Here is a 26,923-nt window from a genome sequence, read left to right on the forward strand (position 1 = left end):
GCCCCGCGCCCCCCCCCCCCCCCCCCCCGCGGCGGGGCCGGCCCCCCGCCCCGCCCCCCCCACCCCCCCCCCGGGGCGGGGGGTCGCGCCACCCCCCCCCCCCTCGGCCCGTTCTTCTTGGAACCTGTGTCTGTGACCTACGTCATGGACGGGCATCGGAACTCGGCCCTCCGCCCTTCGCCCTCTCCCGGCGCCGTGTGACCGAAGGCAACGCGGCCTACGACACCGCGATCGACTCCGTCGACATTGCGGCGGGCGACAGCCTCGCCATGTCGCCGACCGGGGTCGACTTGACGGTCTCGGCGGCCACGGGCCAGTGGCGTTCCGGCGACCTCGTGCCCTTCACCTTCGAGTTCCGGCGCAGCGGGCGGGTCACGGTGCTCGCCGTGGTCGTGCGTCCCGGCAGCGTCTCGCTCCAGTAGTCGGCCCGAACAGCCATCGAGTTCCCCGTGCCGTCATGTGACATGAGTCACCGCATCCGTGGTGAGTCGAAGCCCCGGTGTGCGCCCGTACCCCCTGATGACGATCAGACGTCGGGTGCAAAGATGGGCGCGCTATGACTGTCGGAGGGTGGGGCCGCACGCTGCGGGCGGGTGTGTTCGCCGCCGTCTGCGTGCTGCTGGCCGCCCTCGGTCACGTGATGATGTCCGGCGCTCCCGTCCCGTGGTGGACCATGGGCGCCGGTGCCGCCGCGACCGGCACGGCCGGCTGGTTCCTGGCCGGCCGTGAGCGCGGGCGCGGACTGATCGTCACGGTCGTGGTCGCCGCCCAGACGGCGCTCCACGAGACGTTCTCCCTGGGCCAGAACCTGATGCCCGGGAGTGGTACAGCGTCGGCCGACATGGGCGGCACGGCCATGGGTTCCTCGGACTCCATGGCGTCCATGTCCATGGACGCCATGGACATGAGCGGCATGGCACACATGGCGCGCGGCTCGGCCGACATGGGGTACGCGCACACCATGACGGGCGGCGCCTCGTTCGGCATGCTCGCCGCCCACCTCCTCGCCGCCGTCCTGTGCGGGCTGTGGCTCGCCCACGGCGAACGCGCCGCCTTCCGCGTCCTGCGGGCGGCGGCGGCACGGCTGGCCGAACCCCTGCGGATGCTGTTGGCACTGCCGGTACCGGCCCGCCGCCCGTCCGCGCGCAGGCGCCGCACCCTCGCGTACCGGTCGTCCCTGGCCCGCTTCCTTCTCTGCTACTCCCTCACCACCCGGGGACCGCCCACGGGCCCCGCTGTCGTCTGAGACAGCCGGATCCACCGGGGGCTCACCCGCACTTCGTCGCACCGCGTTCCGACGCGGGTCTTCCCAGCGCCGCACACCACTTCGTGCGAGCCGACGAGCGCGCGCCGAGCCCCGGGCATCGCCGTACCCATCGCGTACGGCCGCACCCCATGTGCCGGAGAGCCGTGCCCCATCGCGGGACGTCGGCCCCGGACGACCCGAGAAGGACACCACGTGATCACTTCTGTGCTGCCCGCTCCCCGCCGCGCGGACCGTGCCGTGGCGGACGCCTCCGCCACCGCCTGGGCCCTGGCCGCCCGAAACGGCGATCCCCAGGCGACCGAGCGCTTCGTCCGCGCGCTGCACGGCGACGTACTGCGCTACGTCGTCCATCTCAGCGGCGACCCGCAGACCGCGCACGACCTGACCCAGGACACGTTCGTACGAGCTCTCGACAGCCTGCCGGGTTTCGAGGGCCGTGCCTCGGCCCGCACCTGGCTGCTGTCCATCGCCCGTCGCGCGGTGGCAGACAGCTTCCGGCGGGCCGCGGTCCGACCGCGGCTGGCCGACGCGCACGACTGGCAACTGGCCCTGGAACGCGCCCAGCCCAGCGGCCTGCCGGGCTTCGACGACGGCATCGCGCTCCTCGACCTGCTGGAGTCGCTGCCCGACGAGCGCCGTGAGGCGTTCGTGCTGACCCAGGTGGTCGGTCTGCCGTACGACGAGGCGGCGCGCTTCATCGGCTGCCCCGTCGGCACGATCCGCTCCAGGGTCGCCAGGGCGAGGACCACCCTGGAACGCCTGCTGCGCGAAGCCGAGACCGAGGCCGCCGTCCAGGCGGCGTGACGTGAGGGCCGGCGCCCTCCTGGTGGGCGTCGGCGCTCCAACTCCCCGTAACTGAAGAAGAGTTGACGGAAACGCTCGGGAACTCACCCACTCCCGCTCCCGACTGCCAGTGCGACGGCTCGATCCCGCGCCCGGTCACGACACCAGTCAGGAGGTCCGTGTGACGCCAGAGATGGAGGACGCCTTCGCGGCGATCAGAGCCGTGCACGGCGCGGACGCGATCACCCGCGTCGAGCGGATGCTGGAGCCCGGCGGAGGCGGCGGCACCCGCTCCAGAAGGGCGCCAAGTGGATCCTGCCGGGACTGTCCACGCCCCCTTGGCACGACCCCTACGCCTATCCCGAACTGCTTCCGGTGGTCGAGGCGCTGGAATCGGCCCACCCGGCCGTCAGAGAAGAACTGAACTCCGCCTGGAGTTACAGGCGTGAAGCGTTCTCCGACTACGAGCACTACCTGACCCGGCGACTGCCCGATCGGCACGGTCCGCTCCCGCGTGGCGCGGGCCCGGGCGACCTTGACGGATGTGCTGGCCGAGGCCGACGAGGTGGCGGTCTGACACCAACACGGTCTGTCGGCAAGGGTGTTCAGTCGGCGGCCCCGGACGCCGGCTCGCGACCAGGTCGGGAACCGGCGGCGGGCGGTCGCCTTCGACATCCCGAAGCAGGGCGCCGGACCACTCAGCGCCAGCCGAGCTCCGGTGCCACCTCGGTCAGGATGCTCTCCAGCACATGGGCGTTGTAGTCGACCCCGAGCTGGTTCGGGACGGTCAGCAGGAGGGTGTCCGCGGCCTGGATGGCCTCGTCCTCCTTGAGCTGCTTGACCAGCACGTCCGGCTCGGCGGCGTAAGAGCGTCCGAAGATCGCCCTGGTCGTGTCGTCGATCATGCCGACCTGGTCGCGCGAGTTGCGGTCGTGGCCGAAGTAGGCGCGGTCCACGTCGTCGGTCAGGGCGAAGATGCTGCGGCTGACGGACACCCGCGGCTCGCGCGTGTGGCCCGCTTCCTTGAATGCCTCGCGGTACGCCTCGATCTGCTTGCGCTGCTGGACGTGCAGCGGCTCGCCCGTCTCGTCGTCCTTCAGCGTGGAGCTCTGCAGGTTCATCCCCAGCTGCGCGGCCCAGACGGCGGTCGCGTTCGAGCTGGACCCCCACCAGATCCGATCCCGCAGCCCCTCGGAGTACGGCTCGACGCGCAGCAGCCCCGGCGGGTTGGGGAACATAGGCCGCGGATTCGGCCGCGCGAAACCCTCGCCCTCGATCACCTTGAGGAACGCCTCGGCGTGCTGCCGGGCCATGTCCGCGCCGGTCTCGCCCTCCTCGGGGGCGTAGCCGAAGTAGCGCCAGCCGTCGATCACCTGCTCCGGTGAGCCACGGCTGATGCCGAGCTGCAGCCGGCCGCCGGAGATGAGGTCGGCCGCGCCCGCGTTCTCGGCCATGTACAGCGGGTTCTCGTAGCGCATGTCGATCACGCCGGTGCCGATCTCGATCTTCGAGGTCCGCGCGCCGATGGCCGAAAGCAGCGGGAACGGACTGCCCGCCTGCTGCGCGAAGTGGTGCACGCGGAAGTACGCGCCGTCCACGCCCAGCTCCTCGGCGGCGACCGCCAGATCGATGGACTGGTGCAGGAAGTCCGCGGCCGACCGGGTCTTGGAATGCGGGCTCGGCGACCAGTGACCGAACGAAAGGAAACCTATCTTCTTCACGCAGGCCAGAGCGTTCGGCGGCCACGATTGATTCCCACGCGCCCTGCACGTCGGTGCCGTGCCTACTCCAGGATGGGATCACCGCGCCCGGCCCTCACACTGTGCAGGCCACGCGGGCACTGGGGGCGGTTGAGGCCTGTTCGGCCGGCAATGTGCCACGCCTCTCGTGCAACGATCCCCAACCGGCCGACGCCCACGGGGCGTTGAGCTAGTGCACGGAGAACCCCCCGTCGACGAAGACCGACTGACCGGTGACATAGGCGGAGGCACGGCTCGCCAGGAACACCGCTGCGCCCGCGAAGTCCTCGGCAAGTCCGTTGCGCCCGACCATCGTTCGGGCGGCCAGCGCCGCCACCTTCTCCGGGTCGCTCGACAGTCGCGCGTTGAGCGGCGTCATCACGAACCCCGGCACCAGCGTGTTGCAGGTGACGCCGTACGGCGACCACGCCTCGGCCTGCGACCGGGCCAGCGACTCCAACGCCCCCTTGGAGACGCCGTAGGCGCCGCTCTGCACGAACGCGCGATGCGCCTGCTGGGAGGTGATGTGGATGATCCGCCCGAAGCCCCGCTCGGCCATGCCGGGACCGAACCGCTGTCCCAGGAGGTAGGGCGCCTCCAGGTTCAACGCCATCGTGGTGTCCCACACGTCCTCGCCCAACTCGCCCATCGGCGGCCGGAGGTTGATCCCGGCGCTGTTCACGAGAATGTCCGGCTCGCCGAACGCCTCGGCCGCGGCCTCCGCCGCCGCACGCACCCCGTCACGCGTCCCCAGATCCCCGCTCACCCACGCGGCCCGGCACCCCTCCGCCACCAACTCGTCGACGGTGGCCGCCAGTTCCTCCTCCTTGCGGGCCACTACGACGACCTGGGCCCCCGCCCGCGCGAGCGCCCCGGCGACCGCCCGGCCGATGCCGGAACTGCCGCCCGTCACCACGGCCACCCGGCCGTCCAGCGAGAACATGTCGAAGAGATAGTCGCGAGAGATCATCTCCGCAGCCTAGGCGTCGACCCTCGCGATCCGGTCCCGGGGACTGCGAACAACGAGGAGACAAGGCCTCTCGCACCCGTGGCACCAACTAGGTACCATCGATGTATGCCATCACTGAATGTGTCCTTCACCGAAGAGGAACTCGACGGAGTGCGCGCCGCCGCCGCGGCCGAGGGCAAGAGCCTCAAGCAGTACCTGCACGACCTCGGCGTTCGGGAGATGCAGCGTGGCCGGTTCGTCGCCGGCGCGTCCGCGTGGGCCGAGCGGCTGCGCGGCGAGTTCGACGACGCCTTCCCCGAAGAGGTGCCGCCTTCCGAGCGCGGTGGGGTCGCGGCCGCCTGATGCACCTGTACATCGACGTCTCCTGGCTGCTCGACGTCCAGGAGGCCGCCCTCTCCGACGAGGACATGTCGGTCTCGGACTACTCCGCGCTCGTGGCCGCCGTAGCCCGCCACAAGACCAAGCTGCCGACCCTTGCCGCGTCTGATCCGGACGCCGCCTGGCGGGCCGCCGCGCTCATGCACACCATCGTGCGCCTGGAGCCGCTGCCGCACCGCAACAGCCTGTACGCCGCGTTCGTCGCCGCCCAGTACATGGGCCAGTCCGGCGAGGGCATCGACCCGCCCTACGGCGCGCTCTCCGAACTCGTCCGCAAGATCCGCGACACCCGCGTCGGGGTCGTGGCCGTCGCCGACCAGCTGCGGTCCTGGAAGGTCTGACCTGGTCCTTCCCGGGTCCTCGCGGCCGGGTGGCGGTACCTCTGCGTACGCTGTTGGCGTGTCAGCCGCCCGCCTCCGCCGTGTCGCCGTCCTCGTCCTCGAAGGCGCCAAGCCGCTCGACGTCGGTATCCCCGCACAGGTCTTCACGACGCGGGCGAGCATGCCGTACGAGGTGCGGCTGTGCGGTGCGGCTCCCGGACTGGTAACCGGCGGTGACGGCCTGTCGTACCACGTCGCCGACGGCCTCGACGCGCTGGCCTGGGCGGACATCGTCTTCGTCCCCGGCTATCGGTTCCCGGACCGTGAGGACCCGCCGCAGCCCGTCCTCGACGCGCTGATCACCGCCCACGACCGGGGCGCACGGCTCGCCGCGATCTCCACGGGTGCCTTCGCGCTCGCCGCCACCGGCCTCCTCGACGGCAAGCGGGCGACGACCCACTGGCACTACACGCGGGCCCTCGCGGCGAAGTACCCACTCGTCAAAGTTGACGAGAACGTCCTGTTCGTCGACGAGGGCAGCATGCTCACCTCGGCGGGCGCCGCCTCCGGCATCGACCTCTGCCTGCACATCCTGCGCGGCGACCTCGGCGTGGCCGCGTCCAACCACGCGGCCCGGCGCCTGGTCGCGGCCCCGTACCGCAGCGGCGGCCAGGCCCAGTACGTGCCGCGCAGCGTGCCCGAACCGCTCGGCGAACGGTTCGCCGCCACCCGCGAGTGGGCCCTGCACCGGCTCGGCGAGCCCCTCACCCTGGAAACACTGGCCCGGCAAGCGGCCGTCTCACCCCGCACGTTCTCCCGGCGCTTCGTCGACGAGACCGGCTACACACCGATGCAGTGGGTCATGCGCGCCCGCGTCGACATGGCCCGCGAACTGCTCGAACGGTCCGAGCGCAGCGTCGAGCAGATCGCCGCCGACGTCGGCCTCGGCACCGGCGCCAACCTGCGGCTGCACTTCCACCGCCTGCTCGGCACCACACCGAGCGAGTACCGGCGCACCTTCGCCCAGGGGGAGTAGCCGAGACCCTGCGACGGCCTTGGGCGAAAGCCCTGCGACGGCGTTGGCGAAATCCTTTTGAACCGTGGCGATCGCGCCACTGTCACCGACGGTTGCCGCGCGCGAGCCTGGAGTCGAACCGAAGGGACTTCACTCATGACTCGCATCGCCATCAATGGATTCGGCCGCATCGGACGCAATGTGCTGCGCGCCCTGCTCGAACGCGACAGCACCCTCGAAGTCGTCGCCGTCAACGACCTGACGGAGCCCGCAACCCTGGCCCGGCTGCTCGCCTTCGATACGACCTCCGGCCGGCTCGGCCGCCCCGTCTCCGTCGACGGGGACACCCTTGTCGTCGACGGCCGGCGCATCAAGGTGCTCGCCGAACGCGAACCGGCGGACCTGCCCTGGGCCGCGCTGAATGTCGACCTCGTCCTTGAGTCCACCGGCCGTTTCACCTCCGCCAAGGCCGCCCGCGTCCACCTCGACGCGGGCGCGCGCAAGGTGCTCGTCAGCGCGCCCTCGGACGGCGCCGACGTCACGCTCGCGTTCGGGGTGAACAACGACGCCTACGACCCGGCCACGCACACGATCGTCTCCAACGCCTCCTGCACGACCAACGCGCTGGCCCCGCTGGCCGCGGTGCTCGACGAACTCGCCGGTATCGAGCACGGCTTCATGACCACGGTGCACGCCTACACGCAGGAGCAGAACCTCCAGGACGGCCCGCACCGCGACGCCCGCCGTGCCCGCGCCGCCGCGGTCAACATCGTGCCGACCACGACGGGCGCCGCCAAGGCGATCGGCCACGTCCTGCCGAACCTCGACGGCAAGCTGTCGGGCGACTCGATCCGGGTGCCCGTACCGGTGGGTTCGATCGTCGAGCTCAACACCACGGTTTCCCGCGACGTGACCCGCGAAGACGTGCTGGCGGCCTACCGCACCGCGGCCGAGGGCCCCCTCGCGGGCGTCCTCGAATACTCCGAGGACGCGCTCGTGTCCTCCGACATCACCGGCAACCCGGCCTCGTCGATCTTCGACTCGGCGCTCACTCGCGTCGACGGCCGTCATGTGAAGGTCGTCGCCTGGTACGACAACGAGTGGGGCTTCTCCAACCGGGTGATCGACACCCTGGAACTCCTCGCCGCAGGCTGACCGACAGCACGGGGGTGGAAGGCGGCTGTCCGCCGGTGTGACTGGTGCTGCCGTAGTGTCTGGCCATGCCCGAGTCGCCCCGCCCCGTTCCGCCGGCGCCCGACGTGCCCCGCCGAGCCCGTGAACTCGGGCTCGGTATCGGCGACTTGCCCACCGGGACGCACAACGCGATCACGGACGTGCCCGGCATCGGTGTCGGGCACACCACACTGATCCGCCCGCCGCACGTGCACAGTGGCGTCACGGCGATCGTGCCCGAGGGAGTGGGGCCCGCGAACCCGTTGCCCGCCGGGGTGTTCGCGGGCAACGGCTACGGCAAGCTCCTCGGCACCACGCAGATCGCCGAACTCGGCGCCCTCGAAACCCCGGTGCTGCTCACCTCGACCCTGTCCGCCTTCCGGGTCGCGGACGCCCTGGTCGGCTGGGTGCTGGAACGGCCCGAGGGGGCTGACGCCCGGAGCGTGAACCCCGTGGTGGGGGAGTGCAACGACGGGCTCCTGTCCGACATCCGGTCGCGTCCGGTCCGCGAGGAACACGTCCGTGCCGCACTGGACACCGCGTCCGCCGGTCCGGTCGCCGAGGGCTCGGTGGGCGCGGGCACCGGGATGACCGCGCTCGGTTTCAAGGCGGGCATCGGAACCTCGTCGCGACGCGTGCCGCTCGCGGGCCGGGAGGCGATGCTCGGGGTTCTGGTGCAGGCCAACTTCGCCGGCACGCTCCGGGTACGCGGCCGTACGGTCACTCCCACCCACGTGGGCGTCCCCACCGACGAATCCGATCCCGGTCCGGAGACCGGCTCCTGCATGATCGTGGCCGCGACCGACGCGCCTCTCGACGCCCGCCAGCTCACCCGACTCGCCCGCCGCGCCGTCTACGCGCTGGCCCGGGTCGGTGCGGGCTACGGCCACGGCAGCGGCGACTACGGCCTCGCGTTCGGCACCCGTCCTCTGGGCACGCCCGCCGGACCGGCGGTGGTGCCCGATGCCGGGCTCGACGCCCTCTTCGGCGCGGTACTGGACGCCGTGGAAGAAGCGGTTCTGAACTCGCTGTTGACCGCGACCCGGGTGACGGGGCCGCGCGGCCACACCCGTTGGCCGTTGCCCGCGGCGGCACTGCTCAGTCTGCTGGGGTGAGGGTGCGCTCGTACCAAGCGCCCTGCCTGCCGCCGATCTCGGCCGGGAGCGCCCGGCCGACCGGGACGAACCCGGCCTTGGCCAGCACCTTCTGCGACGCGATGTTCTCGTCCGAGGTGGCCGCCCGAAGCGTACGCAGACCGTGTCGTGCCGCCGCCAGCCGGCACACTTCCTCGACGGCCGCGGTCGCCACCCCGCGCCCGGCCACATGCTGCGCCACCCGGTATCCGAGGTCGGCGGTGCCGCCCTCGACGAGGTCGAACAGATTGAACCTGCCGAGGACCGAGCCGTCCTCGTCGACGAGCACATGAAAGGCGCAGACACCGGCCTCCTGCTCGGCCAGCAGGGCCTCGAACTGTCCTGTGAAGTGCTCGAAGTAGTTGTCGCCCCGGTCGGAGACGGACGCGGCGAAGTAGTCACGGTTCGCCAACTCGAAGGCCAGGACCGCCGGGGCGTGATCGGCGCGCAGCCGCTGCAACTCGGGCACCGCCCGACCCTACCCAGGCGGGCACCCGGCCGGGCAAGTCACTTTCTGACGAGGAAGCAGGTCCCGTACGCGTCGCGGTCGGTCGGTGACCACCCATGACGGCGGGGCCGGTACCTCAGCTGGGCTCCAGCCCCGCGTCCCGCGCCAGCAGCGCCGCCTGTACCCGGTTCTCGCACCGCAGTTTCGTCAGGATGCGGCTGACGTACGTCTTCACCGTCGCCTCGCTCACATGGATCCGCTCGCCCGCGTCGGCGTTCGACAGGCCCTCACCGAGCAGCGCGAGTACTTCCAGTTCGCGGGTGCTCAGTGTCTCCAGACGCCGCCGCGCCTCCTCGCCGCGCGCCGCGGCCTGCCCCGAGGCGAGCGAGTCGACCACGTGGCGGGTGGCGGCCGGCGACAGATACGCGTCCCCGGCCGCGGCCGCCCGCACCGCCTGGATGAGTTCGGCCGGCGCCGAGTCCTTCAGGAGGAACCCGGCGCCTCCGTGGCTCAGCGCGCGCAGTACGTTCTCCCGCTCGCCGAACGTCGTCAGGATCAGTGGACGTACGGCCGGTGCCGCGCGCCGCAGTTCGGCCAGCGCGGACAACCCGTCCAGTACGGGCATCTGGATGTCCAGGAGAGCCACGTCGACGGAGTGGGCGCGGACCAGGTCGACGGCCTCACGGCCGTTGGCCGCCTCCGCCACGACGTCGATGTCGTCGGCCGAGGTGAGGATCATCCTGATGCCCGCCCGGATGAGCGGTTCGTCATCCGCGACGAGGACTCTGATCACAACTCTCCTGCAGGGACGTACGGCGATGGCTGCTACTTGACCAAGTAGGCCTTTTTCTCGATCAGTTTGCCGTCCTTGAAGCAGAAGCGGTAGGCAGGCATCTTGTCCCCCTCGTTCGGCCAGTCCTCCGTCGACAGGTACGACGCGCACGTCGCTCCCCTCGGCACGGCGGGCGCCTGATCGTCGTCTATGGCCCCGGCCAGGAACGACTTACCGTGCGGCAACGTGTTTCGCACGGCCGTCTCGGTGTCTCCGACCTTCACGGAGTTGTAGACGGACGGCTGGATCATGAGTTTGTCGGACTCCTTCTCCACCAGGTTGACGATCAGCACGAAGGCCAGCACTCCGAGCACCAGGAAGATCACTGCTGCGGCACTGCAGCCGATCACAAGGCCTTTCCCTCTGCGTCCCATGGCGATGTCGAACTCCTTCTGCCTGTCCGGCGCACCGGACCAGTCGATGTCCGCACCACCGTCGCCGGGCACCACCCCTTCGCTCTGCCCCCGGAAGTCGTTCGCCCCGTCGACGAACGTCGTTGCTTCGTTCATCGAGTCCGCTCGCCGCGAGTCCCCGCCCGGCGTGCGTGGCGGGGAGCTGTACGGCAGAACGCCCGCGACCCGGAACCCGCCCTCGGACGTGGAGCCCGTATGCACCATCCCGCCGACCAGCCGGGCCCGCTCCTGAAGGCCCGTGAGGCCCTGCCCGCCGCTGATCACCGGGTGCCGTCCGCCGCCGGTCGTCACGGGTATCGGCCCGTTGGCCACCTCGACCACCAGGGAGTCCGGCTCGTACCGCAACTCGACGGCGACCGAGGCCCCCGGCGCGTGCTTCAGGGCGTTGGTCAGCGCCTCCTGCACGATCCGGTACGCCGCGTGATCGGCGGCGGGAGGCAGTGGCCGTGCCTCGCCCGCCTGCCGTAGCTCCACGACCGAATGCGCGCCCCGCGAAGCCGCCACCAGGCCGGCTATCCCCGCGACACCCCTGGCCGCGGGCTCCGGGTCGGGTTCGCTTTCCCGGGCCCGGTCCGGTGTGCCGTCGTGCAGGATGCCGACGGCCTCGCGGAGCTCGCGCATCGCGGCCACGGACGCCTCCCGCAGGACGCCGACCACCTCGCGCTGCCTGTCCGTCAGATCCCGGTCCACCTCCAGGGCGCCCGTGTGGACGGCGATCAGCGCCAGTTGGTGACCGAGGCTGTCGTGCATGTCCTGGGCTATGCGCTGCCGCTCGCGCAGGCGGGCGTGGGACGCTATGATCTCGCGCTCGCGCAGCAGCTGCGCGTTGTGCTCGTGCAAGGCCTGCACCAGCCTGCGCCGCTGGGCGCGGTAGCGACTGGTGAGACCGGGCACGACCGTCGTCGCCAGGAACGCGAGCGCGGTGAACACCAGCGTCTGCGCCGCGAACAGGTTGAAGGGTCCTCGGCTGACGGACAGTCCCGTGTAGAGGACGAACGTGGTCCCGAACAGCGTGAGCGCCCGCCGAGGCGCCTCGATCCGCGCCCCCGCCGACCAGCTCGCTGCCATCAACACGACCCCGAAAGCGCCGAGCGCACCGGCGATCGCACCAGTGAGAACCAGCACGGTCGCCGGGAAGGACCGCCGCAGCAGCGAGAGCACCACGGCGGTCACCGCCGCGGCGATCATCCGCGGCACGCTCTCGTCGGCGAAACTCAGCATCGCGAACAGGCCCAGCACCAGGGCCAGCACCGTCTCGCCGACGATCTGCCGCGGGGACCACAGGCCCGGCGCCCCCAACTGCTTCCGGACCTCGCGCGCCTTCGTCTTCACGTCCACGCGCCAACGGTAGACATCACCGCCCGCGCGCACAGCCAACGTTCGTCGCGACCATGAGCAACCAAAGTCGTACGGCGGGCCGAGGAACCGGCGGGCTCGGACATGTGTCGTCGTCCAGGAGCCCCTCAGCCGCTGTCGCCGAAGGACTTCACCTGGCACTCGACCCTGTACCTGTCGAAGTCGGGCAGGTTCATGCTCTCACCGCCGGCGAGTCCCCAATTGCCGTCGGAGACCACGCTCTTGATTCCGTGACCGTTCATGCACCTCACCATGGTCCGCACGCCGTCGCCGTAGCGGGGATTGCGCGCCGGATCCAGTTCCACCGGCTGGAGCGGGTATGTCAACTCGCACGTCTTGAGCGCCGGGCTGTCGGCGACGGGCCTGCGGCCGGCCGGCACACCATGCTCGTGGAGGCAGCCCGTCCAGGCGTCCCAGTGTCTCTTGATGTCCTGCTGGTTGTCGTCGAGACGGATCCGCACGTGTCCGGCGTCCGGGTCCGCCGTCTTTCCGGTGGTGGTGGAAGGGGTGGCGATGGAGGCGACACCCTCGTCGCGGGTGCCCTTCCCACCGTCACCGCAGGAGGCGAGCAGGACGAGGGTGGTGCCGGCCGCGACGACCGTCAGGACGGGACCGGTGACGCCGCGGCGCCCGGGATCGGTGAAGGAGGACATGGCACCAACATCCCGGCCAGGTATGAGGATCCTGTCAGCGAGCGATCAGCATTCTGTCTGCGGTAGCGGTGACGCGGAGGCCGAACGCGGACGGTTGCGGGAGGTTCAGCCGAGCATCGAGCGCAACGAGGTGTCCGGCCGCGGGGCGGTCGGTGACTCGTACGGCGATGTCAATGACCGGAAGACAGCGGCCAGTTGGCCGAGGTCAGCCACCCGCCCCACCGTGCGCGGAGTGCGGCCGATGCCGCCCCGGACCTCGGTCGCCGCATGATCAGACCGACGCCCGACGCGTCGAACAACTTCTGTCCCAGCGCTGTACGCGAATCCGGTGTTCGAGATAGCGTCACCACGCAGTTGCCGAGTGAAACGATTCAATCCACTGCCGCACAAGGGGACAGCATGGCGTCGAACAGCACACCGGACAACGGCATTTCCCGTCGCGCAGCTCTGGCCGCAGCAGGCACCGTCGGACTCACCGCGGTGTCCCTCTCGACCGGACTTCCCACCGCCGAGGCGCTCCCCGCCGCCGAAGCCTCCGCTTCGCTCACCGGCAGCCCGTCGCGCCGCGCCGGCGGCTGGCACCGCTATGTCCAGGGGCCGTCCTCGCGCACGGTCCGGCCGGTGCGGATCGTCGCGTCGACCGGAGACGTGAAGAACCCCAACGCGCTGCTCAAGCCCGGCGGTTCCAGATCCGTCCTGCGGCGCCCGCAGCCCGCGGCGGCTCCCGCCTGGCCCACCGGCACCACGGCCGAGGCCTCCTCGTCCCACGCGGGCAACAACGGCAACGACGGACAGCCGCGCACCTACGGCGCCTCCAACGCGATCGACGGAAACCCGGACACCTTCTGGAACGACGACACCCTCGGTGTGTTCCCCGACGTCCTCACCATCACCGCGCCGCAGGTCGCGACCCTGCGGGGCATCACGGTGATCTCCAACAGCGACGGCGTACCGACCGACTACACCGTCGACGTGTGGCGCGACGGCGACTGGCACACCGCCGCCACGGTCGCGGGCAACGACGCGGTGCAGCGGGCCGTTCCGTTCGCGGAGCCGGTCGGCACCGATCGCGTGCGCATCACCGTGACCCACGCACAGGACACCTCGCACGGCAACTTCACCCGGATCAACGAGGTCTGGCCCGCGCCGGTCGAGCCGATTCCCGTGCCCAGCGTCACGGTGGACTTCGGCAGGGTCGTGGTCGGATATCCGCAGATCAGGTTCACCTCCGCCTCCGCCAACTCCCCGGGTGTACGCGTCGCGTTCTCCGAGACCCGCCAATTCCTCACCGACCGCTCGGACTTCACCCGCTCCGACCAGGCCGGCGGCGCCGGACAAGGCACGGACCAGTTCGCCGTCCCCGCGAAGGGCGCCAACTGGACCGACCACAAAGGCTTCCAGGCCGGCGACAAGGTCTTCGCGGACGGGCTGCACGGATTCCGCTACCTCAGGATCAGCCTCGACGCGCTCGCCTCCGACAGCCCCGCCGCGCAGCCCTGGGGCACGGTCGAAATCGACTCCGTGGCCCTCCAGTTCACCGCGTACCTGGGCACACCGAGCACCTACCGCGGCTGGTTCCTGTGCTCCGACGACGAGTTGAATCGTTACTGGTACGGCGCCGCGTACACCAACGAACTGGTCACCGACACCTTCCGCCAGGACGACGTCGATCCCCGCAACGCCTGGAGCGCCACGTTGGAGGGCAAGTTGGTCCTCCAGGACGGTGCCAAGCGTGACCGAGACCCGTACGTCGGCGACCTCGCCGTCTCCGCGCGCACCCTCTACCTCACCCACGACGACGCGGCGGCCGCGGCCCGCAACGTCCTGGCCGACCTCGCGGACCACCAGCGCGCCGACGGCTGGATACCGCCCGCCTCCATCGGGAACTACACCCTGCCGCTCTTCGACTATCCGCTGTACTGGGTCACTTGCAGCTGGGACTACGTCCTCTACACCGGGGACCGCCAGTACGCGACGAGCTACTACCCCACCCTGCTGAAGGTCCTGGACACCTGGTACCCCAGCGTCACGGACGACGCCGGACTGCTCAACAAGGGCCTCAACGGGACCGGCGGATACGGCGACTACGCCTTCCTCGGTCGCACCGGCCGCGTCACCTACTACAACGCGCTCTACGTCCAAGCCCTCCAGAACGCCGCCCAGTTGGCGACTCTGCTGGGGCAGAAGGCCGATGCCACGCGCTGGAGCGAGCGCGCGGACAAGGTCGCGCAGGCCGTCAACTCGCTGCTGTGGGACGAGGGCGCGGGCGCCTACCTGGACTCCTCGACAGACGCGGTGCGGCACGCGCAGGACGGCAACTCCCTCGCCGTCGTCACCGGCATCGCCGACGCGGACCGCGCCACCTCCGCGCTCGCCCATCTCGACGCGACGACGAAACGGGCGTACGGCAACGCCTTCATGGACAACGACACCCTCTTCGACCAGGCATCCCAGCGGGTCTACGCCTTCACCTCCTATCCGGAGATCGAGGCCCGCTTCCTGACCGGTCAGGTCGACTCCGCGCTCGACCAGATCCGCCGTATGTACGGGTGGATGGACAAGAACGACCCCGGCATCACGAACTGGGAGGGCATAGGCCCGAACGGGTCCCTGTACGAGGACGCGTACACCAGCATGGCGCACGGCTGGTCCACCGGAGTCCTGCCCGCGCTCACCAACAACCTCCTCGGCGCCCGGCCGACCTCGCCCGGCTACGCCACCTGGGAGGTGCGTCCGCAGCCCGGCGGCGTGGACTGGGCGACTGGACAACTCCCCACCCCGCACGGCTCGTTGGGCGTCGAGTGGGAGAACGGTACCCGCGTCTTCCGGCTCACCGTCCGCGTACCCAAGCGCACCCAGGGCTCCGTCACCCTGCCCGGTGACGCGCGAGGGCTCCGGGTGTCGGTCGGACGGCGGACGCTCTGGGACGGCAAGCGGGCGGCGACCCGTGACGTGAGCGTGGCCGACGGGACGGTCACCGTGTCGGGCCTCGGCCCGGGCGAGCACAGTTTCGTGAGCGAACAGCGCGGCAACTGACCCAGTTGGGCGCCTCGTTGGCGAGGCACCGAAGTGAGCCGCTCCGGTGCAGGCCAACTACGGTCTGGCTCGGGGCGGTTCGCTGTGAAATAGGCGAACCAGGCGTTCCCTTCGGCTAATTGTGGCGGGTGTTTTGCCGGTGCGCGCATTGCCCGCCCCACCGCCCCGACCTGGCCTGACCCGCGGACCAAGGGAGGGCCGGCATGCTGCGGACCGTCCGGGAACAGGCCGCGGGTCTCACCAAGGATCAGCGCAACGCCTTCGTCGCCGCCTACCTGGGCTGGGCGATGGACGCCTTCGACTACTTCCTTGTCGTACTCGTCTACAGCGAGATCGCCGACGACTTCCATGTCTCCCTCACCGACATGGCCTTCCTCACCACGGCCACCCTGGTGATGCGTCCGGTCGGCGCGCTGCTCTTCGGCCTGTGGGCGGACCGCAAGGGCCGCCGCACCCCGCTCATGGTCGACGTGGCCTTCTACTCGGTCGTCGGATTCGCCTGCGCCTTCGCGCCCGACTACACAGTGCTGCTGGTGCTTCGCCTGCTGTACGGCATCGGAATGGGCGGCGAATGGGGTCTGGGCGCCGCGCTCGCCATGGAGAAGATCCCCGCCGACCGGCGCGGTTTCTGGTCGGGTCTGCTGCAGAGCGGCTACTCGCTGGGCTATCTGCTCGCCGCGATCGCGTTCTTCGGTATCGAACCCGCCTTCGGCTGGCGCGGGTTGTTCGCCTTCAGCCTCGTCCCCGCCCTGGTCGCGCTGTGGGTGCGCACCCGGGTCGAGGAGAGCGAGGTGTGGGAGAAGAGCGTCCAGCTCAACCGCACGCCCGCCTATCAGGTGTTCAAGAACCCGGCGGTACTGCGGCGCTTCGTCTACCTGGTCGCGCTGATGACCGCCTTCAACTGGATGTCGCACGGCACCCAGGACATCTACCCCACCTTCGTCAAGAAGGGGCTGGGCCTGTCCCCGGACACCGCGATCGCCATCGCCGTCGTCTACAACATCGGCGCCATCATCGGCGGCATGGTGCTCGGCGCCTACTCCGAGCGACTGGGACGCCGTCGCACGATCATGATCGCGGCAGCCGCCGGCCTGGTCGTGGTGCCCTTCTTCGTCCTGTCCAGCGCCGTGGGCCGGCTGATGCTCTCCTCCTTCCTGATGCAACTGTGCGTGCAGGGCGCCTGGGGCGTCATCCCCGCCCACCTGACCGAGATGAGCCCGGACACGATCCGGGGCTTCTACCCCGGCGTCACCTACCAGCTCGGCAACCTCGTCGCCGCCCTCAACCTGCCGATCCAGGAAGCCCTTGCCGAGCGGCACGGCTATCCGGCGGCGATGGCGTGGACCGTGACGCCCGCTCTGGCCCTGGTGATCGTGCTGAGCGCCGTGGGCCGCGAGGCCAAGGGCATACGGTTCGGCGGCACGGGGGCGCAGGTGCCGAGTCCCGCGGTGGCCGACACCTGAGGGTCTCTCAAAGCGCCGGTGAGCGGCCCGGGACGGTGACCGGTTCCAGCCGCCGCACGCGAAACCGGTCGCGGCGCAGCAGGGGCCGTTCGACCAGGGCGTACGAGGCGAGGGCCGCGGCGAGCGTCGCCGCGAGGCCGGCCGGGAGCAACGCGTCGCCGTGCACACCGAGGTCGTGGAGCAGCCGGATCACGGGGTAGTGCCACAGGTACATCCCGTAGCTCAGGTTGCGACCGATCCACACCGGAACGGACAAGGACAGCAGACGGGTGGGCCACGACTCGGGGCACAGGTCGAGTGCGGCCACCACGCAGGCCGTCAGCAGGGCCGCGGCCAGGAACCCGACCGTGTACCAGGCCGGATTCCATCCGCTGACCTCGGTGATCGGGATCTGCCAGGCGATCAGCCCCAGCAGCACGAGCGCTGGGCAGCACAGCCGTCCAGCCCAGCGCCGCAGCAGTGCCGGCCGGGGGTCGTCGGCGCGCAGCCGGGCCAGTACGAGGGCCAGCAGGGCGCCGACGAGGAGCTGGTCGGCGCGGGTGTCCGGGCCGTTGTAGATGCGGTGTGCCGCCGAGGGATCCCAGAGCACGGTCCGCCAGAGCACCGGCAGCACGCACAGCACCGCGACCCAGCCCAGCACGGCACGTGCCCTCGCGCGTCGGAGCAGTACCAGCAGGAGGAGGGGCCAGGCCAGATAGAACTGCTCCTCCACTCCCAGGGACCAGGTGTGGCTGAGCGGCGCGGTGAGGTCCGAGTACGTCCCGGCGTTCCCGGCCCGTACGAGGTTGACGACCGAACCCGCGGCCAACACGGCTGCCACCCAGGCTCCTTGGAACAACGGCAGCGCGAACGTCACGGACAGGACGGCGGTCACCGCGCACATCACCAGCAGGGCCGGCATCAGCCGCAGCCAGCGCCGGCGGTAGAACGACCACAGCCCGATACGACCACTACGGGCGTACTCGGTGACCAGCAGCCGGGTGATGACGAACCCGCTGATCGTGAAGAACACATCAACGCCCACCGAGCCGCCGGGCACCAGGTCCGGTTCCACGTGGTAGACGATCACCAGCACCACGGCGACCGTCCGCAGCCCGTCCAGCCCCGCCACCCGCCCACCACCGCGCAGCGCGGACGCGAAGCCCTGTCTTACGTCTCCTGCGTCAGGGCTCTGTCCGGTGGCCTCGTCTACCGCGCTTCGATGGAGGGTGCTCATAACGGCGGCGTCTGCCCAACCGGAGCGGGATCACACAAATTCTCATGTTCCTCATCGAGCGGCGGCACGATTCGGCCGCTGTCAGCCGTCGGGAGTCAGGAGAGGGCGGCCTGTATCTCGGCGTGAACGGCGAGGGCGCGCAGCGGGGTGAGGTCGAGGGAGGTGAGGACGGAGGAGTGCACGATCGAGGGGAGGGTGTGGCGGAGGAGGGCGGAGGTGGTGTGGGGGAGGTTCTGGTAGGCGGTGGTCGCCTGGGACATCGCCTGGATGCCGGCGAAGGCGCCGACCAGGACCTCGGCCGTCTCGACGGGGTTGACGTGGGGGAGGAGTTCGCCCTGGTCGCGGGCCTTGTCGAGGAGGTCGGTGACGATGGTGGTCCAGTGGTGGAACGGGCCGGTGCGGTCGACGCCGTCGGCACGCTGGTCGAGCGCGAGCCGGGCGCCGGCCCGGACCATGGGGTCGGTCTGCAGGTGGTACGCGTGGAGCATGGCCGTGTCGACGAGCTCCTGGGTCTTGCAGGGGCGGTCGGGGACGGCGAGGTTGTCGTGCTGTCCGGCCAGGACGCCTTCGGCGAGCTGTTCCTTCGACTTGAAGTGGAAGTACAGGGCGCCCTTGGTGACGTTGGCAGTGGTGAGGATCTCGCTGATCGTGGCCGCCTGGTAGCCGCGTTCCTCGAAGACGCTGGCCGCGGCGACGAGGATGGTGCGGCGGGTACGGATCGCCCGGTCCTGTTTGGGTCCTGGCATGGGCCGGCGCCTTTCGTTGCGGTTGAGCTGCGCTGTTCAACTCGTCAAAAATACCGTCCAGTTCGTATAGTCTACGGCGCTTCGAAACTCATCGAGGGGCCTGTGGCGGGCTTGTTGACGGCTGAAACTTCGCCAATTGGTGTGTGACAGCTGGTTTTCCGGACCGGTCATGCCGTTTTTTCGAACCCTGTTCGGCCGGCCGGTCACCACCCGCCCGAGTTCCACACCTCCGACGTCACGGACTCTCGGTCAGCAGGCTGCTGGCGAACTCATGGGCCGGATCCGCCAAGGTGCTCCGGAGTGCGGCGAAGAGGTCCGCGGCCGTTGTGCCCGACCAGGTGGCGGGGAGCAGGGTGTCGGGCAGGCCCGGGTCCAGGTAGGGGAGCCGGCGCCAAGCCGTCAGAACGTGGACGTAGTCGATGAACGCCTCCTGGTCGGACAGCGCCTCCGCGCCGACCCCGGACCAACGCCCGGCCAGCGGCGTGAACTCCGCGACGAAGTCGTCGTAGAGCTTCTGCAGTGCCTCCAAGTCCCACCAGCGGCCCACCTGTTCGGCGGGGTCGCCGAAGGCAACGTAGTCGGCGCGGAACAGGTCGACGTACTGGTCCAGGCCGTGTCGCAGGAGGTGGTCGCGGGTGTCGTCGAGGGCGTGGGCCGGGGCGATCCAGACCCCGGAGGAGACCGTGCCGAAGCCCAACCAGGCCAGCCGGGAACGGAGTTGGTGACGGTGCTGCCGTTCGCTCTCCGGGACGGAGAAGACGGCGATGACCCAGCCGTCGTCGGTCGCGGCGTGGCGCTCGAAGATACGGCGGTCACCGGTCTCCAGGACGGAGCGGGCGTACGGCGAGAGCGCGTAGCCCGCGCGGCCGTCCCGTCGCTCGGCCACCAGGATCTCGCGGCGCTTCAGCCGGAAGATCGAGGAACGGACCGCCTGGGCGTCGACGTCCAGCTCGGCGAGGAGCCGGATCAGCGCGCTCACGCTGATCCAGCCGCCGACCTCGCGCGCGTAGAGGCCGTACACCGTCACGATCAGGGACCGCGGCGGTGCGGGCTGGCCCGGGCTGTCGTCAACGAGATCGCTTGCCGTCATGATCGGATTATTTTAGTGCGCGCCGGGGTGGCGTCCGGTTCGGCCCGGTCGGACGAGCGCAGTGCCTCGCGCCAGGCGGGCGGCCAGGGTGCGCTGCCGCCCTTCTCCTTGTCGGGCACGTGCACGGTGACATAGCTGCCCCGGGCCGCGCGACGGCGCGGTTCGTCCCCGGAGGCGCCGCGCCACACCTCGAAACCGAAGGTCATCGACGTCCGGCCGAGGCGGACCAGCTCGACCCGCGTCTCGACCTCCTCGCCGAACCGGATCGATGCCTCGAACTCCACCTCGTAGCGAACCCTCGGAGCCACCGGGAAGTAGCCCGGGATGTCGTACGCCCGCATCAGCTCGGCCTCCGCCGCCTCGGCGAACCGGACGACGGTCGTGTTGTGGTAGATCCCGGCCGCGTCGGTGTCGATCCACTCCACGCGGGTGCGGTGGATGGCGTAGGGGCCGCTCATTCCGCTGCCCTGCCCGGGGTCCAGCGCAGGTGCACGGCGTCCCGCGGCGTCTCGCGCAGCAGCGCCAGGCGCGGACGCACCGCGTCGGTCCGCGACGTGGGCGGCTTGCGGCGGCCGGCCGCGAACTGCGCCGGCCAGTCGGCGCCCGGGCCCCGGTACTCCTGCTCGGCGGCGGCCTGGAGCGTCCACTGCGGGTTGTAGAGATGCGTACGGCCCAGCGCGCACAGGTCGGCGCGCCCGGCGAGCAGGATCGAGTTGACGTCGTCGTACGACGAGATCGCTCCTACGGCGATCACGGCAGCGCCCGCCGGAGCGGCCACCTCGTGCCGGATGCGGTCGGCGAACGGGGTCTGGTACGAGCGGCCGTACGCCGGCTTCTCGTCCTTGGTGACCTGGCCGGACGATACGTCTACGGCCGCCGCGCCGTGCGCCACGAACGCGCGCGCGATCTCGACCGCGTCGTGCTCGGTGTTCCCGTCGGGCGCCCAGTCGGTGGCGGAGATCCGTACCGTCACCGGGCGGTCGACGGGGAAGGCGGACCGTACGGCGTCGAAGACCTCGAGCGGGAAGCGCAGCCGGTTGCTGAGGTCGCCGCCGTACTCGTCGGTGCGGCGGTTGGCGATGGGGGAGAGGAAGGAGGAGAGCAGGTAGCCGTGGGCTGCGTGCACTTCGAGAAGGTCGAAGCCCGCGTCGGCGCCCCGGCGGGCGGCGGACACGAAGTCGGCGACCACGGCGTCCATGTCGGCCCGGGTCATCTCGCGTGGTGTGTGGCAGCCCTTGCCGTATGCCAGCGGGGACGGGCCGACGACCTCCCAGTTGCCCTCGACGAGAGGCTCGTCAATGCCCTCCCACATGAGCCGAGTCGAGCCCTTGCGGCCCGAATGGCCCAGCTGGAGGCCGATCTTCGCCGTGCTGCGCTCGTGGACGAAGGACGTGACCCGCGTCCACGCCTCGCGCTGGGTGTCGTTCCACAGGCCCGTGCAGCCCGGGGTGATGCGGCCCTCGGGGGAGACGCAGACCATCTCGGTCATCACCAGGCCCGCGCCGCCGAGCGCCTTGGAGCCGAGGTGGACGATGTGGAAGTCGTCCGGCACTCCGTCGACGGCGGAGTACATGTCCATCGGCGAGACCACGATCCGGTTCTTCAGCTCCAGGCCGCCGATGCTGAACGGCTGGAACATCGCCGGGGCGGACTCGGCCGCGCCCTGGGCCTCGGCGAAGCCGCGTTCGATCAGGTCGGCGAAGCCCGGGTCGCGGTCCTTGAGGTTGTCGAAGGTGATCCGGCGCGAACGGGTCAGCAGGTTGAAGCAGAACTGCGCGGGATCCTGGTCGGCGTAGCGGCCGATGTTCTCGAACCATTCCAGTGAGGCCTGCGCGGCACGCTGGGTGGACTCCACCACCGGACGCCGCTCGGTCTCGTACGCCGTCAACGCCTCGTCCACGGTGGGGTGTTCGTGCAGACACGCGGCGAGCGCGAGGGCGTCCTCCATGGCCAGCTTGGTGCCGGAGCCGATCGAGAAGTGCGCGGTGTGGGCGGCGTCGCCGAGCAGGACCACGTTGTGGTGGTGCCAGCGCTCGTTGCGGACCGTCGTGAAGTTGAGCCAACGGGAGTTGTTGGTAAGGAGGTTGTGGTCGGCGAGCTCGTCGGCGAAGATCTCGCGGATCCGGGCCACCGACTCCTCGTCGCTGACGCCGGGTGGGAACTGGATGCCCTCTGTCGAGTCGAGGCCCGCCTTGCGCCACACGTCCTCCGCCATCTCCACGATGAACGTCGAGCCGTCGTCGGAGAAGGGGTACCCGTGGATCTGCATGGTCCCGAACCCGGTCTGCTTGACGAGGAATTGAAACGCCTCGAAGACCCGGTCGGTGCCCAGCCACATGTACTTGTTGGTGCGCTGGTCGAGTGAGGGGACGAAGGCGTCGGCGTACTTGGTGCGCACCGCCGAGTTGATGCCGTCCGCCGCGACCACGAGATCGTAGGACAGGCGCAGTTCGTCGACGTCCGGGGCGAGGGTGCGGTAGTGGACCGTGACGCCGAGCTCGGCGGCCCGCTCCTGGAGGATGTGCAGCAGGTCCTTGCGGGCCATCGCAGCGAAGCCCTGGCCGCCGACCGTGAAGGGGTGGCCGTCGAACTCGATGTCGATGTCGGTCCAGCGGGCGAACCGGCTCTCCATCGCGTCGTGGACGACGGTGTCCGCGTTCTCGATGCCGCCCAGGGTCTCGTCGGAGAAGACGACGCCGAAGCCGAAGGTGTCGTCGGGCGCGTTGCGCTCCCACACGGTGATCTCATGGCCGGGGTCGAGCTGCTTCATCAGCGCGGCGAGGTACAGCCCGCCCGGCCCGCCGCCCACGATGGCGATCCTCATGCCTGGTTCTCCTTCTCGACGATCTGGCGCAGCAGGAAGTGCTGGAGCTTTCCGCTGGTGTTGCGGGGCAGGGCGTCGCAGAAGCGCACGGCCCGGGGGTACTTGTAGGGCGCCAGCTGCGCCTTGACGTGGTTCTGGATGTCCTTGACCTTGGCGTCGTCGCCCACGACCCCCTCGGCCAGGACGACGAACGCGCAGACGACCGAGCCGCGTTCGGGGTCGGGCTTGGCGACCACGGCCGATTCGACGACGTCCGGGTGGGTGTTGATCGCGGACTCGACCTCGGGACCCCCGATGTTGTAGCCGGAGGAGACGATCATGTTGTCCGTGCGGGTGCGGTAGTAGAAGTAGCCGTCCTCGTCGCGGACGAAGGTGTCGCCCGTGACGTTCCAGCCCTTGACGACGTAGTTCTCCTGGCGCCGGTCGTCGAGATAGCGGCACCCGACCGGGCCGATCACTGCCAGCCGCCCCTCCACACCGGGGCCGACCTCCTCACCGTCGAGGTCGAGGACCGTCGCGCGATAGCCGGGGACAGGTTTCCCCGTCGCCCCGGGCCGGATCTCGTCACCGGCGGCGGAGATGAAGATGTGGATCATCTCGGTGGCGCCGATGCCGTCGATGACCTTGATCCCGGTCTCCTCGTGGAGCTGCTGCCACACCTCTTCCGGTATGTGCTCGCCGGCGCTGACCGCGGCGCGCAGGCCGTGCAGCCGGTCCGCCTTCCCGGCCTTGAGGATCTGCCGGTACGCCGTCGGCGCGGTCGCCAGCACGGTGACCCCCGCCTCGGCGACCAGTTCGGCCAGCGGCTCCGGCGCGACCGCCTCCGTCAGCAGCGCGCACGCTCCGGCCCGCAGGGCGCAGACGACCAGGATGCCGAGCCCGAAGGTGAAGGCGAGGGGAGCCGTGCACGACACGAGGTCGTCGGGCCGCAGCCGCAGGGTGTGGCGTCCGAAGGTGTTGTCGATCGACAGGATGTCGCGGTGGAAGTGGGTGGTGATCTTCGGTACGCCGGTGCTGCCCGAGGTGGGTCCGAAGAGGGCGACGTCGTCGGCGGCCGTGTCGACGGGCGTGAACTCGCCTGATTTCAAAGCCACTTGGCGCGTCAGGTCGTCGGGGGCTTCACCGCCGTACGCCACGATCCTGAGGTCCGGCAGGACCGTGTCGCGTACGGCCTCGACGTCAGCCGTGAACCGGTGGTCGACGAGGGCGACGGCCGGCCGGGTCTTCTCCACGACCGGGGTGAGTTCACGGGCCCGCAGGGCCGCCATGGTGGTGACCACGATGCCGCCGGCCTTGAGGACGGCGAGCCAACACGCCACGACCCAGGGGTTGTTGGGCGCGCGCAGGAGCACGCGGTTGCCGGGGACGACGCCGAGGTCCTCGGTGAGGACGTGGGCGATCTGGTTGGTACGGCGCAGCAGCTCGCCGTAGGTCCACACCTCGCCGCCCGGTGTGCGCAGGGCCGGGCGGTCGGGGCCGAAGGCGGCGGTGGGTACGTCGATGAGTTCGGTGCCGGCGTTGAGGCGCTCGGGGTACTGGAGGTCGTCGGTGGTGAACTCCAGGACCGGCCACTGGGCGCGCGGCGGGAGGTGGTCGCGGGCGAACGTGTCCGGATAGGCGGAGGGCGAGAGAGCAACAGGGTCCAACTGGTCCATCGGGAGGTTCCTTTCCGCAGGCCGGGGGCGGGCCGTGCAGGGATCAGGAGCTGCGTGGAAATCAAGAGCTGCGGATCAGGCCTTCCTGGGCGACGGTGGCCAGGTGGGTACCGGAGGCGGTGAAGAAGCGGCCGACGGCGAGTCCGCGACCGGAGTCGGCGGCGACGGCTTCCTGGGCGTAGAGGAGCCATTCGTCCATGGGGCCCGGCCGGTGGAACCACATCGAGTGGTCGAGGCTGGCGGTGACGACACCCGGCTGCGCCCAGGGCAGGTCCAGTACGCGCAGGACGGGTTCGAGGATCGTGTAGTCGCACACGTAGGCGAGCGCGGCGAGGTCGCGCTGTTCGTCGGTGAGCCCGTCGACGGGACGCAGCGCGTCGAACGGCCTTACCCAGACGGCCTGTTGGGGCACGCGCTCGCCCTCGACCGTGAGGTAGACGGGCCCCGGCACGTGCCGCATGTCGAAGCTGCGCCCGCCGCTCCAGTACTCCTCGGAGGTGTCCGTCATCGTGCCCCGGGGCGCGGTGGTGTCGCGCAAGTACGTTGCGGAGCTGGGCAGTTCGGTGGGATCCGGAACGCCGGCCGGGGGCTCGGCAGCGAAGGTGGCGCCCGGCTCGCCCGCGGCGAAGTTGGCGAGGCAGGTGTAGACGGGCTTGCCGTTCTGGAAGCCGCGGACCTGCCTGGTGGCGTAGCCGCGGCCGTCGCGCAGCAGTTCCACCTCGTAGCGGACCTCGGCGCCGATGTCGACCGGCCGCAGGAAGTAGGAGTGCATCGAGTGCAGCGTCTTGCCCTCGACCGAACGCATCGCGGCGGCGGCGGCCTGCGCCACCATGTCGCCGCCGTACGCCTTCGGCCACGGACACGGCTGGGTGGTCGCGGTGAAGGCGAGGTCGAAGTGCTCGGGTTCGGCGGGGGTCAGGGCGAGCGCGGCGGTGAAGACCGCCGAGGTCGGGACGGAGCGTACGCCTGCGCCGGTTGCTCGGGAGTCGGTGCTTTGGATGTCGTTCACGGCCGGTCCAGCCAGTCGCGCAGGTCGGCGTCCGCCACCTGTTCCAGGTTGACCACGATGTTCTCCGGGGTGCGGGTCGTCATCCAGGTCAGCGGGTTGTTGCGGTCGAGATTGCACTCGACGTGCGGCATGAACGGCGGGACGAAGACCCAGTCGCCCTCGGCGAGGTCGAGGTAGTCCTCGAAGCGTTCGCCGAAATAGATCCGGGCCCGGCCCGAGAGGACGTAGCCCCCGGTCTCCGCCTCGCCGTGGTGATGGGGGACCGAGCGATAGCCCGACTCGTTGCTCACCTTCCCGAACCACAGCTTGGTGGCCGGCGTGTGCTGGACGGAGACGCCGGAGATCCGGCTCGCGCCCGCGGACTGGCCGGTGTCACCGACCTCCAGGCCCGCGCGGGTCACGACCGGCACGACCAGGCCGGACTCGTTGGCGTACAAGGAGTTGTCGCCCTCTAGGACGTACTTGGAGAAGTCGGGTTCCATGGTCAGCTCCTGGAGTCGGTGAGACGGAGACGGTTGCGCAGGGTGCCGATGCCCGGGATCTCGGTCTCGACGAGATCGCCGTCGCCCAGATGGACCGGCGGAGTCATGCCCGACCCCACGCCACCAGGGGTGCCGGTGAGCACGAGGTCGCCGGGACGCAGCACCGTGAAGGCCGAGATATAGGCGAGCAGCTCGGCCGCGTCGAACACCAGCGTGCGCGTGTTGCCGCGCTGCCGCTCGACGCCGTTGACCCGGCAGATCACCTCGACACCCGCGACCGGGTCCAGCTCGTCGGGGGTGACGACCACCGGGCCCAGCGGAGTGGTGCGGTCCCAGGCCTTGCCCTGGAACCACTGGAGCGTGCGCTTCTGCCAGTCCCGCACGCTGATGTCGTTCGCGACCGTGTACCCGGCGATCGCCCGTCCGGCCATGTCCCGGTCCGCGCCCTTCAGCTCGGCCCCGACCACCACCGCGAGCTCCGCCTCCCAGTCGACGTCGAGACCGTGCGGGAGGGACAGGTCGTTCTCCGGGCCGGTCAGCGTGTCGGCGAACTTGGCGAACAACGTGGGGTGCTTGGGCAGCTCGCGGCCCATCTCGGCGATGTGGTCGGCGTAGTTGAGGCCGCAGCAGACGACCTTGCGCGGCGACGGCAGCGGCAACACCGGGGCGGCACCCGGCAGTTCGGCCCCGGCGAGGTCGGCGATGCGGTCGGGGGCCGTCGTCGCCAGCAGCGCGGAGAGGTCGTCGGCCGGCAGCGCCCGCCAGCGGTCGCCGTCCAGGACGGCGGCCGTGGTGCGGCCTTCGTGGGCCACGGTGGCGAGCTTCATGGGCGGTACTCCCTCGGGTGCTCGGGTGCTCGGGTGCTCGGGTGCTCGGGTGCTCGGGTGCTCGGGTGGCGACGGCCGGAGGGGCCGAGCCACGT

25 protein-coding genes and 1 pseudogene are annotated in these 26,923 nt (G+C 70.5%); 11 read left to right on the forward strand and 15 right to left on the reverse strand.

What is annotated here, in order from left to right; translation table 11 throughout:
- The first annotated feature begins 197 nt into the window (after positions 1-197).
- The 4 genes and pseudogenes from ACFXC1_RS05895 to ACFXC1_RS05910 form a co-directional block, all read left to right on the forward strand.
- Positions 198-422, forward strand: a complete 225-nt coding sequence (locus ACFXC1_RS05895) for a copper chaperone PCu(A)C domain-containing protein (protein ID WP_381239246.1) — start codon at positions 198-200, stop codon at positions 420-422.
- Positions 423-556: 134 nt separating this feature from the next.
- On the forward strand, positions 557-1,246 hold the full coding sequence (locus tag ACFXC1_RS05900) for a hypothetical protein (protein WP_381239249.1): 690 nt from the start codon (positions 557-559) through the stop codon (positions 1,244-1,246).
- A 213-nt stretch (positions 1,247-1,459) separates the two neighbouring features.
- The gene (locus ACFXC1_RS05905) at positions 1,460-2,071 is read left to right on the forward strand and encodes a sigma-70 family RNA polymerase sigma factor (protein WP_381239252.1); all 612 of its coding nucleotides are present in this window, start codon (positions 1,460-1,462) and stop codon (positions 2,069-2,071) included.
- A gap of 463 nt (positions 2,072-2,534) precedes the next feature.
- Positions 2,535-2,627, forward strand: a pseudogene (locus ACFXC1_RS05910) (sigma-70 family RNA polymerase sigma factor); the annotation flags it as partial.
- Between the two features lie 121 nt (positions 2,628-2,748).
- Here ACFXC1_RS05910 and ACFXC1_RS05915 read toward each other — a convergent pair.
- Positions 2,749-3,771 (reverse strand): LLM class flavin-dependent oxidoreductase, encoded by a 1,023-nt coding sequence (locus ACFXC1_RS05915; RefSeq protein ID WP_381239254.1) that lies wholly within the window; start codon positions 3,769-3,771, stop codon positions 2,749-2,751.
- Between the two features lie 208 nt (positions 3,772-3,979).
- A complete protein-coding gene (locus tag ACFXC1_RS05920) occupies positions 3,980-4,759 on the reverse strand; it encodes an SDR family NAD(P)-dependent oxidoreductase (RefSeq protein ID WP_381239257.1) in 780 nt (259 codons plus the stop codon).
- Positions 4,760-4,864: 105 nt separating this feature from the next.
- On the opposite strand from ACFXC1_RS05920, the gene ACFXC1_RS05925 reads away from it, so the two are divergent.
- The 5 genes from ACFXC1_RS05925 to ACFXC1_RS05945 all read left to right on the forward strand — a co-directional run bounded on the left by ACFXC1_RS05925 (position 4,865) and on the right by ACFXC1_RS05945 (position 8,760).
- Entirely contained in the window at positions 4,865-5,101 is a 237-nt protein-coding gene (locus ACFXC1_RS05925; protein ID WP_381239260.1) for a hypothetical protein, read from the forward strand.
- The gene (locus tag ACFXC1_RS05930) at positions 5,101-5,478 is read left to right on the forward strand and encodes a toxin Doc (protein WP_381239263.1); all 378 of its coding nucleotides are present in this window, start codon (positions 5,101-5,103) and stop codon (positions 5,476-5,478) included. The genes ACFXC1_RS05925 and ACFXC1_RS05930 overlap by 1 nt, the downstream gene beginning before the upstream one ends.
- A gap of 58 nt (positions 5,479-5,536) precedes the next feature.
- Positions 5,537-6,493: a GlxA family transcriptional regulator gene (locus ACFXC1_RS05935; protein ID WP_381239265.1), complete on the forward strand. Its 957-nt coding sequence runs from the start codon at positions 5,537-5,539 to the stop codon at positions 6,491-6,493.
- Positions 6,494-6,628: 135 nt separating this feature from the next.
- Entirely contained in the window at positions 6,629-7,627 is a 999-nt protein-coding gene (gene gap / locus ACFXC1_RS05940; protein WP_019075520.1) for a type I glyceraldehyde-3-phosphate dehydrogenase, read from the forward strand.
- A gap of 65 nt (positions 7,628-7,692) precedes the next feature.
- Positions 7,693-8,760 (forward strand): P1 family peptidase, encoded by a 1,068-nt coding sequence (locus ACFXC1_RS05945; protein WP_381239267.1) that lies wholly within the window; start codon positions 7,693-7,695, stop codon positions 8,758-8,760.
- On the opposite strand, the gene ACFXC1_RS05950 is transcribed toward ACFXC1_RS05945, so the two are convergent.
- The 4 genes from ACFXC1_RS05950 to ACFXC1_RS05965 all read right to left on the reverse strand — a co-directional run bounded on the left by ACFXC1_RS05950 (position 8,744) and on the right by ACFXC1_RS05965 (position 12,480).
- A complete protein-coding gene (locus tag ACFXC1_RS05950; RefSeq protein ID WP_381239270.1) occupies positions 8,744-9,247 on the reverse strand; it encodes a GNAT family N-acetyltransferase in 504 nt (167 codons plus the stop codon). The genes ACFXC1_RS05945 and ACFXC1_RS05950 overlap by 17 nt on opposite strands.
- 115 nt (positions 9,248-9,362) lie before the next feature.
- On the reverse strand, positions 9,363-10,019 hold the full coding sequence (locus tag ACFXC1_RS05955) for a response regulator transcription factor (RefSeq protein WP_381239273.1): 657 nt from the start codon (positions 10,017-10,019) through the stop codon (positions 9,363-9,365).
- Between the two features lie 32 nt (positions 10,020-10,051).
- Positions 10,052-11,809, reverse strand: coding sequence for a histidine kinase (locus tag ACFXC1_RS05960; protein ID WP_381239275.1), 1,758 nt, complete (start codon positions 11,807-11,809; stop codon positions 10,052-10,054).
- A 125-nt stretch (positions 11,810-11,934) separates the two neighbouring features.
- Positions 11,935-12,480, reverse strand: a complete 546-nt coding sequence (locus tag ACFXC1_RS05965; RefSeq protein WP_381239278.1) for a hypothetical protein — start codon at positions 12,478-12,480, stop codon at positions 11,935-11,937.
- Between the two features lie 399 nt (positions 12,481-12,879).
- On the opposite strand from ACFXC1_RS05965, the gene ACFXC1_RS05970 reads away from it, so the two are divergent.
- Both ACFXC1_RS05970 and ACFXC1_RS05975 read left to right on the forward strand, forming a co-directional pair.
- Positions 12,880-15,516: an alpha-L-rhamnosidase-related protein gene (locus ACFXC1_RS05970; RefSeq protein ID WP_381239280.1), complete on the forward strand. Its 2,637-nt coding sequence runs from the start codon at positions 12,880-12,882 to the stop codon at positions 15,514-15,516.
- Between the two features lie 203 nt (positions 15,517-15,719).
- Complete coding sequence (locus ACFXC1_RS05975; RefSeq protein WP_381239283.1) at positions 15,720-16,979, forward strand: MFS transporter; 1,260 nt, start codon at positions 15,720-15,722, stop codon at positions 16,977-16,979.
- Between the two features lie 7 nt (positions 16,980-16,986).
- On the opposite strand, the gene ACFXC1_RS05980 is transcribed toward ACFXC1_RS05975, so the two are convergent.
- The 9 genes from ACFXC1_RS05980 to ACFXC1_RS06020 form a co-directional block, all read right to left on the reverse strand.
- Positions 16,987-18,195, reverse strand: coding sequence for an acyltransferase family protein (locus ACFXC1_RS05980; protein ID WP_381239286.1), 1,209 nt, complete (start codon positions 18,193-18,195; stop codon positions 16,987-16,989).
- Positions 18,196-18,290: 95 nt separating this feature from the next.
- On the reverse strand, positions 18,291-18,941 hold the full coding sequence (locus ACFXC1_RS05985) for a ScbR family autoregulator-binding transcription factor (protein WP_381239288.1): 651 nt from the start codon (positions 18,939-18,941) through the stop codon (positions 18,291-18,293).
- 235 nt (positions 18,942-19,176) lie between these two features.
- Entirely contained in the window at positions 19,177-20,031 is an 855-nt protein-coding gene (locus ACFXC1_RS05990; RefSeq protein WP_381239290.1) for a PaaX family transcriptional regulator, read from the reverse strand.
- Positions 20,028-20,489, reverse strand: a complete 462-nt coding sequence (locus tag ACFXC1_RS05995) for an acyl-CoA thioesterase (protein WP_381239293.1) — start codon at positions 20,487-20,489, stop codon at positions 20,028-20,030. Before ACFXC1_RS05995 ends, ACFXC1_RS05990 begins: the two co-directional genes overlap by 4 nt.
- Positions 20,486-22,855 carry a bifunctional salicylyl-CoA 5-hydroxylase/oxidoreductase gene (locus tag ACFXC1_RS06000; protein ID WP_381239295.1) on the reverse strand — a complete coding sequence of 790 codons (2,370 nt, stop codon included), beginning with the start codon at positions 22,853-22,855 and terminating at the stop codon, positions 20,486-20,488. The genes ACFXC1_RS05995 and ACFXC1_RS06000 overlap by 4 nt, the downstream gene beginning before the upstream one ends.
- On the reverse strand, positions 22,852-24,510 hold the full coding sequence (locus ACFXC1_RS06005) for an AMP-binding protein (protein WP_381239297.1): 1,659 nt from the start codon (positions 24,508-24,510) through the stop codon (positions 22,852-22,854). The genes ACFXC1_RS06000 and ACFXC1_RS06005 overlap by 4 nt, the downstream gene beginning before the upstream one ends.
- Before the next feature lie 61 nt (positions 24,511-24,571).
- The gene (locus ACFXC1_RS06010; protein WP_381239300.1) at positions 24,572-25,519 is read right to left on the reverse strand and encodes an acyl-CoA thioesterase; all 948 of its coding nucleotides are present in this window, start codon (positions 25,517-25,519) and stop codon (positions 24,572-24,574) included.
- Positions 25,516-26,001, reverse strand: a complete 486-nt coding sequence (locus ACFXC1_RS06015) for a cupin domain-containing protein (RefSeq protein ID WP_381239303.1) — start codon at positions 25,999-26,001, stop codon at positions 25,516-25,518. Before ACFXC1_RS06015 ends, ACFXC1_RS06010 begins: the two co-directional genes overlap by 4 nt.
- A 2-nt stretch (positions 26,002-26,003) precedes the next feature.
- Positions 26,004-26,828 carry a fumarylacetoacetate hydrolase family protein gene (locus ACFXC1_RS06020; RefSeq protein WP_381239305.1) on the reverse strand — a complete coding sequence of 275 codons (825 nt, stop codon included), beginning with the start codon at positions 26,826-26,828 and terminating at the stop codon, positions 26,004-26,006.
- Positions 26,829-26,923 lie beyond the last annotated feature (95 nt).

It is taken from the genome of Streptomyces hokutonensis, assembly GCF_042751305.1.
GTDB lineage: Bacteria > Actinomycetota > Actinomycetes > Streptomycetales > Streptomycetaceae > Streptomyces > Streptomyces hokutonensis_A.

Excerpts from the sequence above, each read along its gene's own strand:
- ACFXC1_RS05990 (WP_381239290.1), bottom strand. The coding sequence starts at position 20,031 with ATGACGGCAAGCGATCTCGTTGACGACAGCCCGGGCCAGCCCGCACCG.
- ACFXC1_RS05945 (WP_381239267.1), top strand. The coding sequence starts at position 7,693 with ATGCCCGAGTCGCCCCGCCCCGTTCCGCCGGCGCCCGACGTGCCCCGC.
- ACFXC1_RS05920 (WP_381239257.1), bottom strand. The coding sequence starts at position 4,759 with ATGATCTCTCGCGACTATCTCTTCGACATGTTCTCGCTGGACGGCCGG.
- ACFXC1_RS05985 (WP_381239288.1), bottom strand. The coding sequence starts at position 18,941 with ATGCCAGGACCCAAACAGGACCGGGCGATCCGTACCCGCCGCACCATC.
- gap (WP_019075520.1), top strand. The coding sequence starts at position 6,629 with ATGACTCGCATCGCCATCAATGGATTCGGCCGCATCGGACGCAATGTG.
- ACFXC1_RS06020 (WP_381239305.1), bottom strand. The coding sequence starts at position 26,828 with ATGAAGCTCGCCACCGTGGCCCACGAAGGCCGCACCACGGCCGCCGTC.
- ACFXC1_RS06005 (WP_381239297.1), bottom strand. The coding sequence starts at position 24,510 with ATGGACCAGTTGGACCCTGTTGCTCTCTCGCCCTCCGCCTATCCGGAC.
- ACFXC1_RS05975 (WP_381239283.1), top strand. The coding sequence starts at position 15,720 with ATGCTGCGGACCGTCCGGGAACAGGCCGCGGGTCTCACCAAGGATCAG.
- ACFXC1_RS05930 (WP_381239263.1), top strand. The coding sequence starts at position 5,101 with ATGCACCTGTACATCGACGTCTCCTGGCTGCTCGACGTCCAGGAGGCC.
- ACFXC1_RS05970 (WP_381239280.1), top strand. The coding sequence starts at position 12,880 with ATGGCGTCGAACAGCACACCGGACAACGGCATTTCCCGTCGCGCAGCT.
- ACFXC1_RS05980 (WP_381239286.1), bottom strand. The coding sequence starts at position 18,195 with ATGAGCACCCTCCATCGAAGCGCGGTAGACGAGGCCACCGGACAGAGC.
- ACFXC1_RS06000 (WP_381239295.1), bottom strand. The coding sequence starts at position 22,855 with ATGAGGATCGCCATCGTGGGCGGCGGGCCGGGCGGGCTGTACCTCGCC.
- ACFXC1_RS05995 (WP_381239293.1), bottom strand. The coding sequence starts at position 20,489 with ATGAGCGGCCCCTACGCCATCCACCGCACCCGCGTGGAGTGGATCGAC.
- ACFXC1_RS05900 (WP_381239249.1), top strand. The coding sequence starts at position 557 with ATGACTGTCGGAGGGTGGGGCCGCACGCTGCGGGCGGGTGTGTTCGCC.
- ACFXC1_RS05965 (WP_381239278.1), bottom strand. The coding sequence starts at position 12,480 with ATGTCCTCCTTCACCGATCCCGGGCGCCGCGGCGTCACCGGTCCCGTC.
- ACFXC1_RS05925 (WP_381239260.1), top strand. The coding sequence starts at position 4,865 with ATGCCATCACTGAATGTGTCCTTCACCGAAGAGGAACTCGACGGAGTG.
- ACFXC1_RS06015 (WP_381239303.1), bottom strand. The coding sequence starts at position 26,001 with ATGGAACCCGACTTCTCCAAGTACGTCCTAGAGGGCGACAACTCCTTG.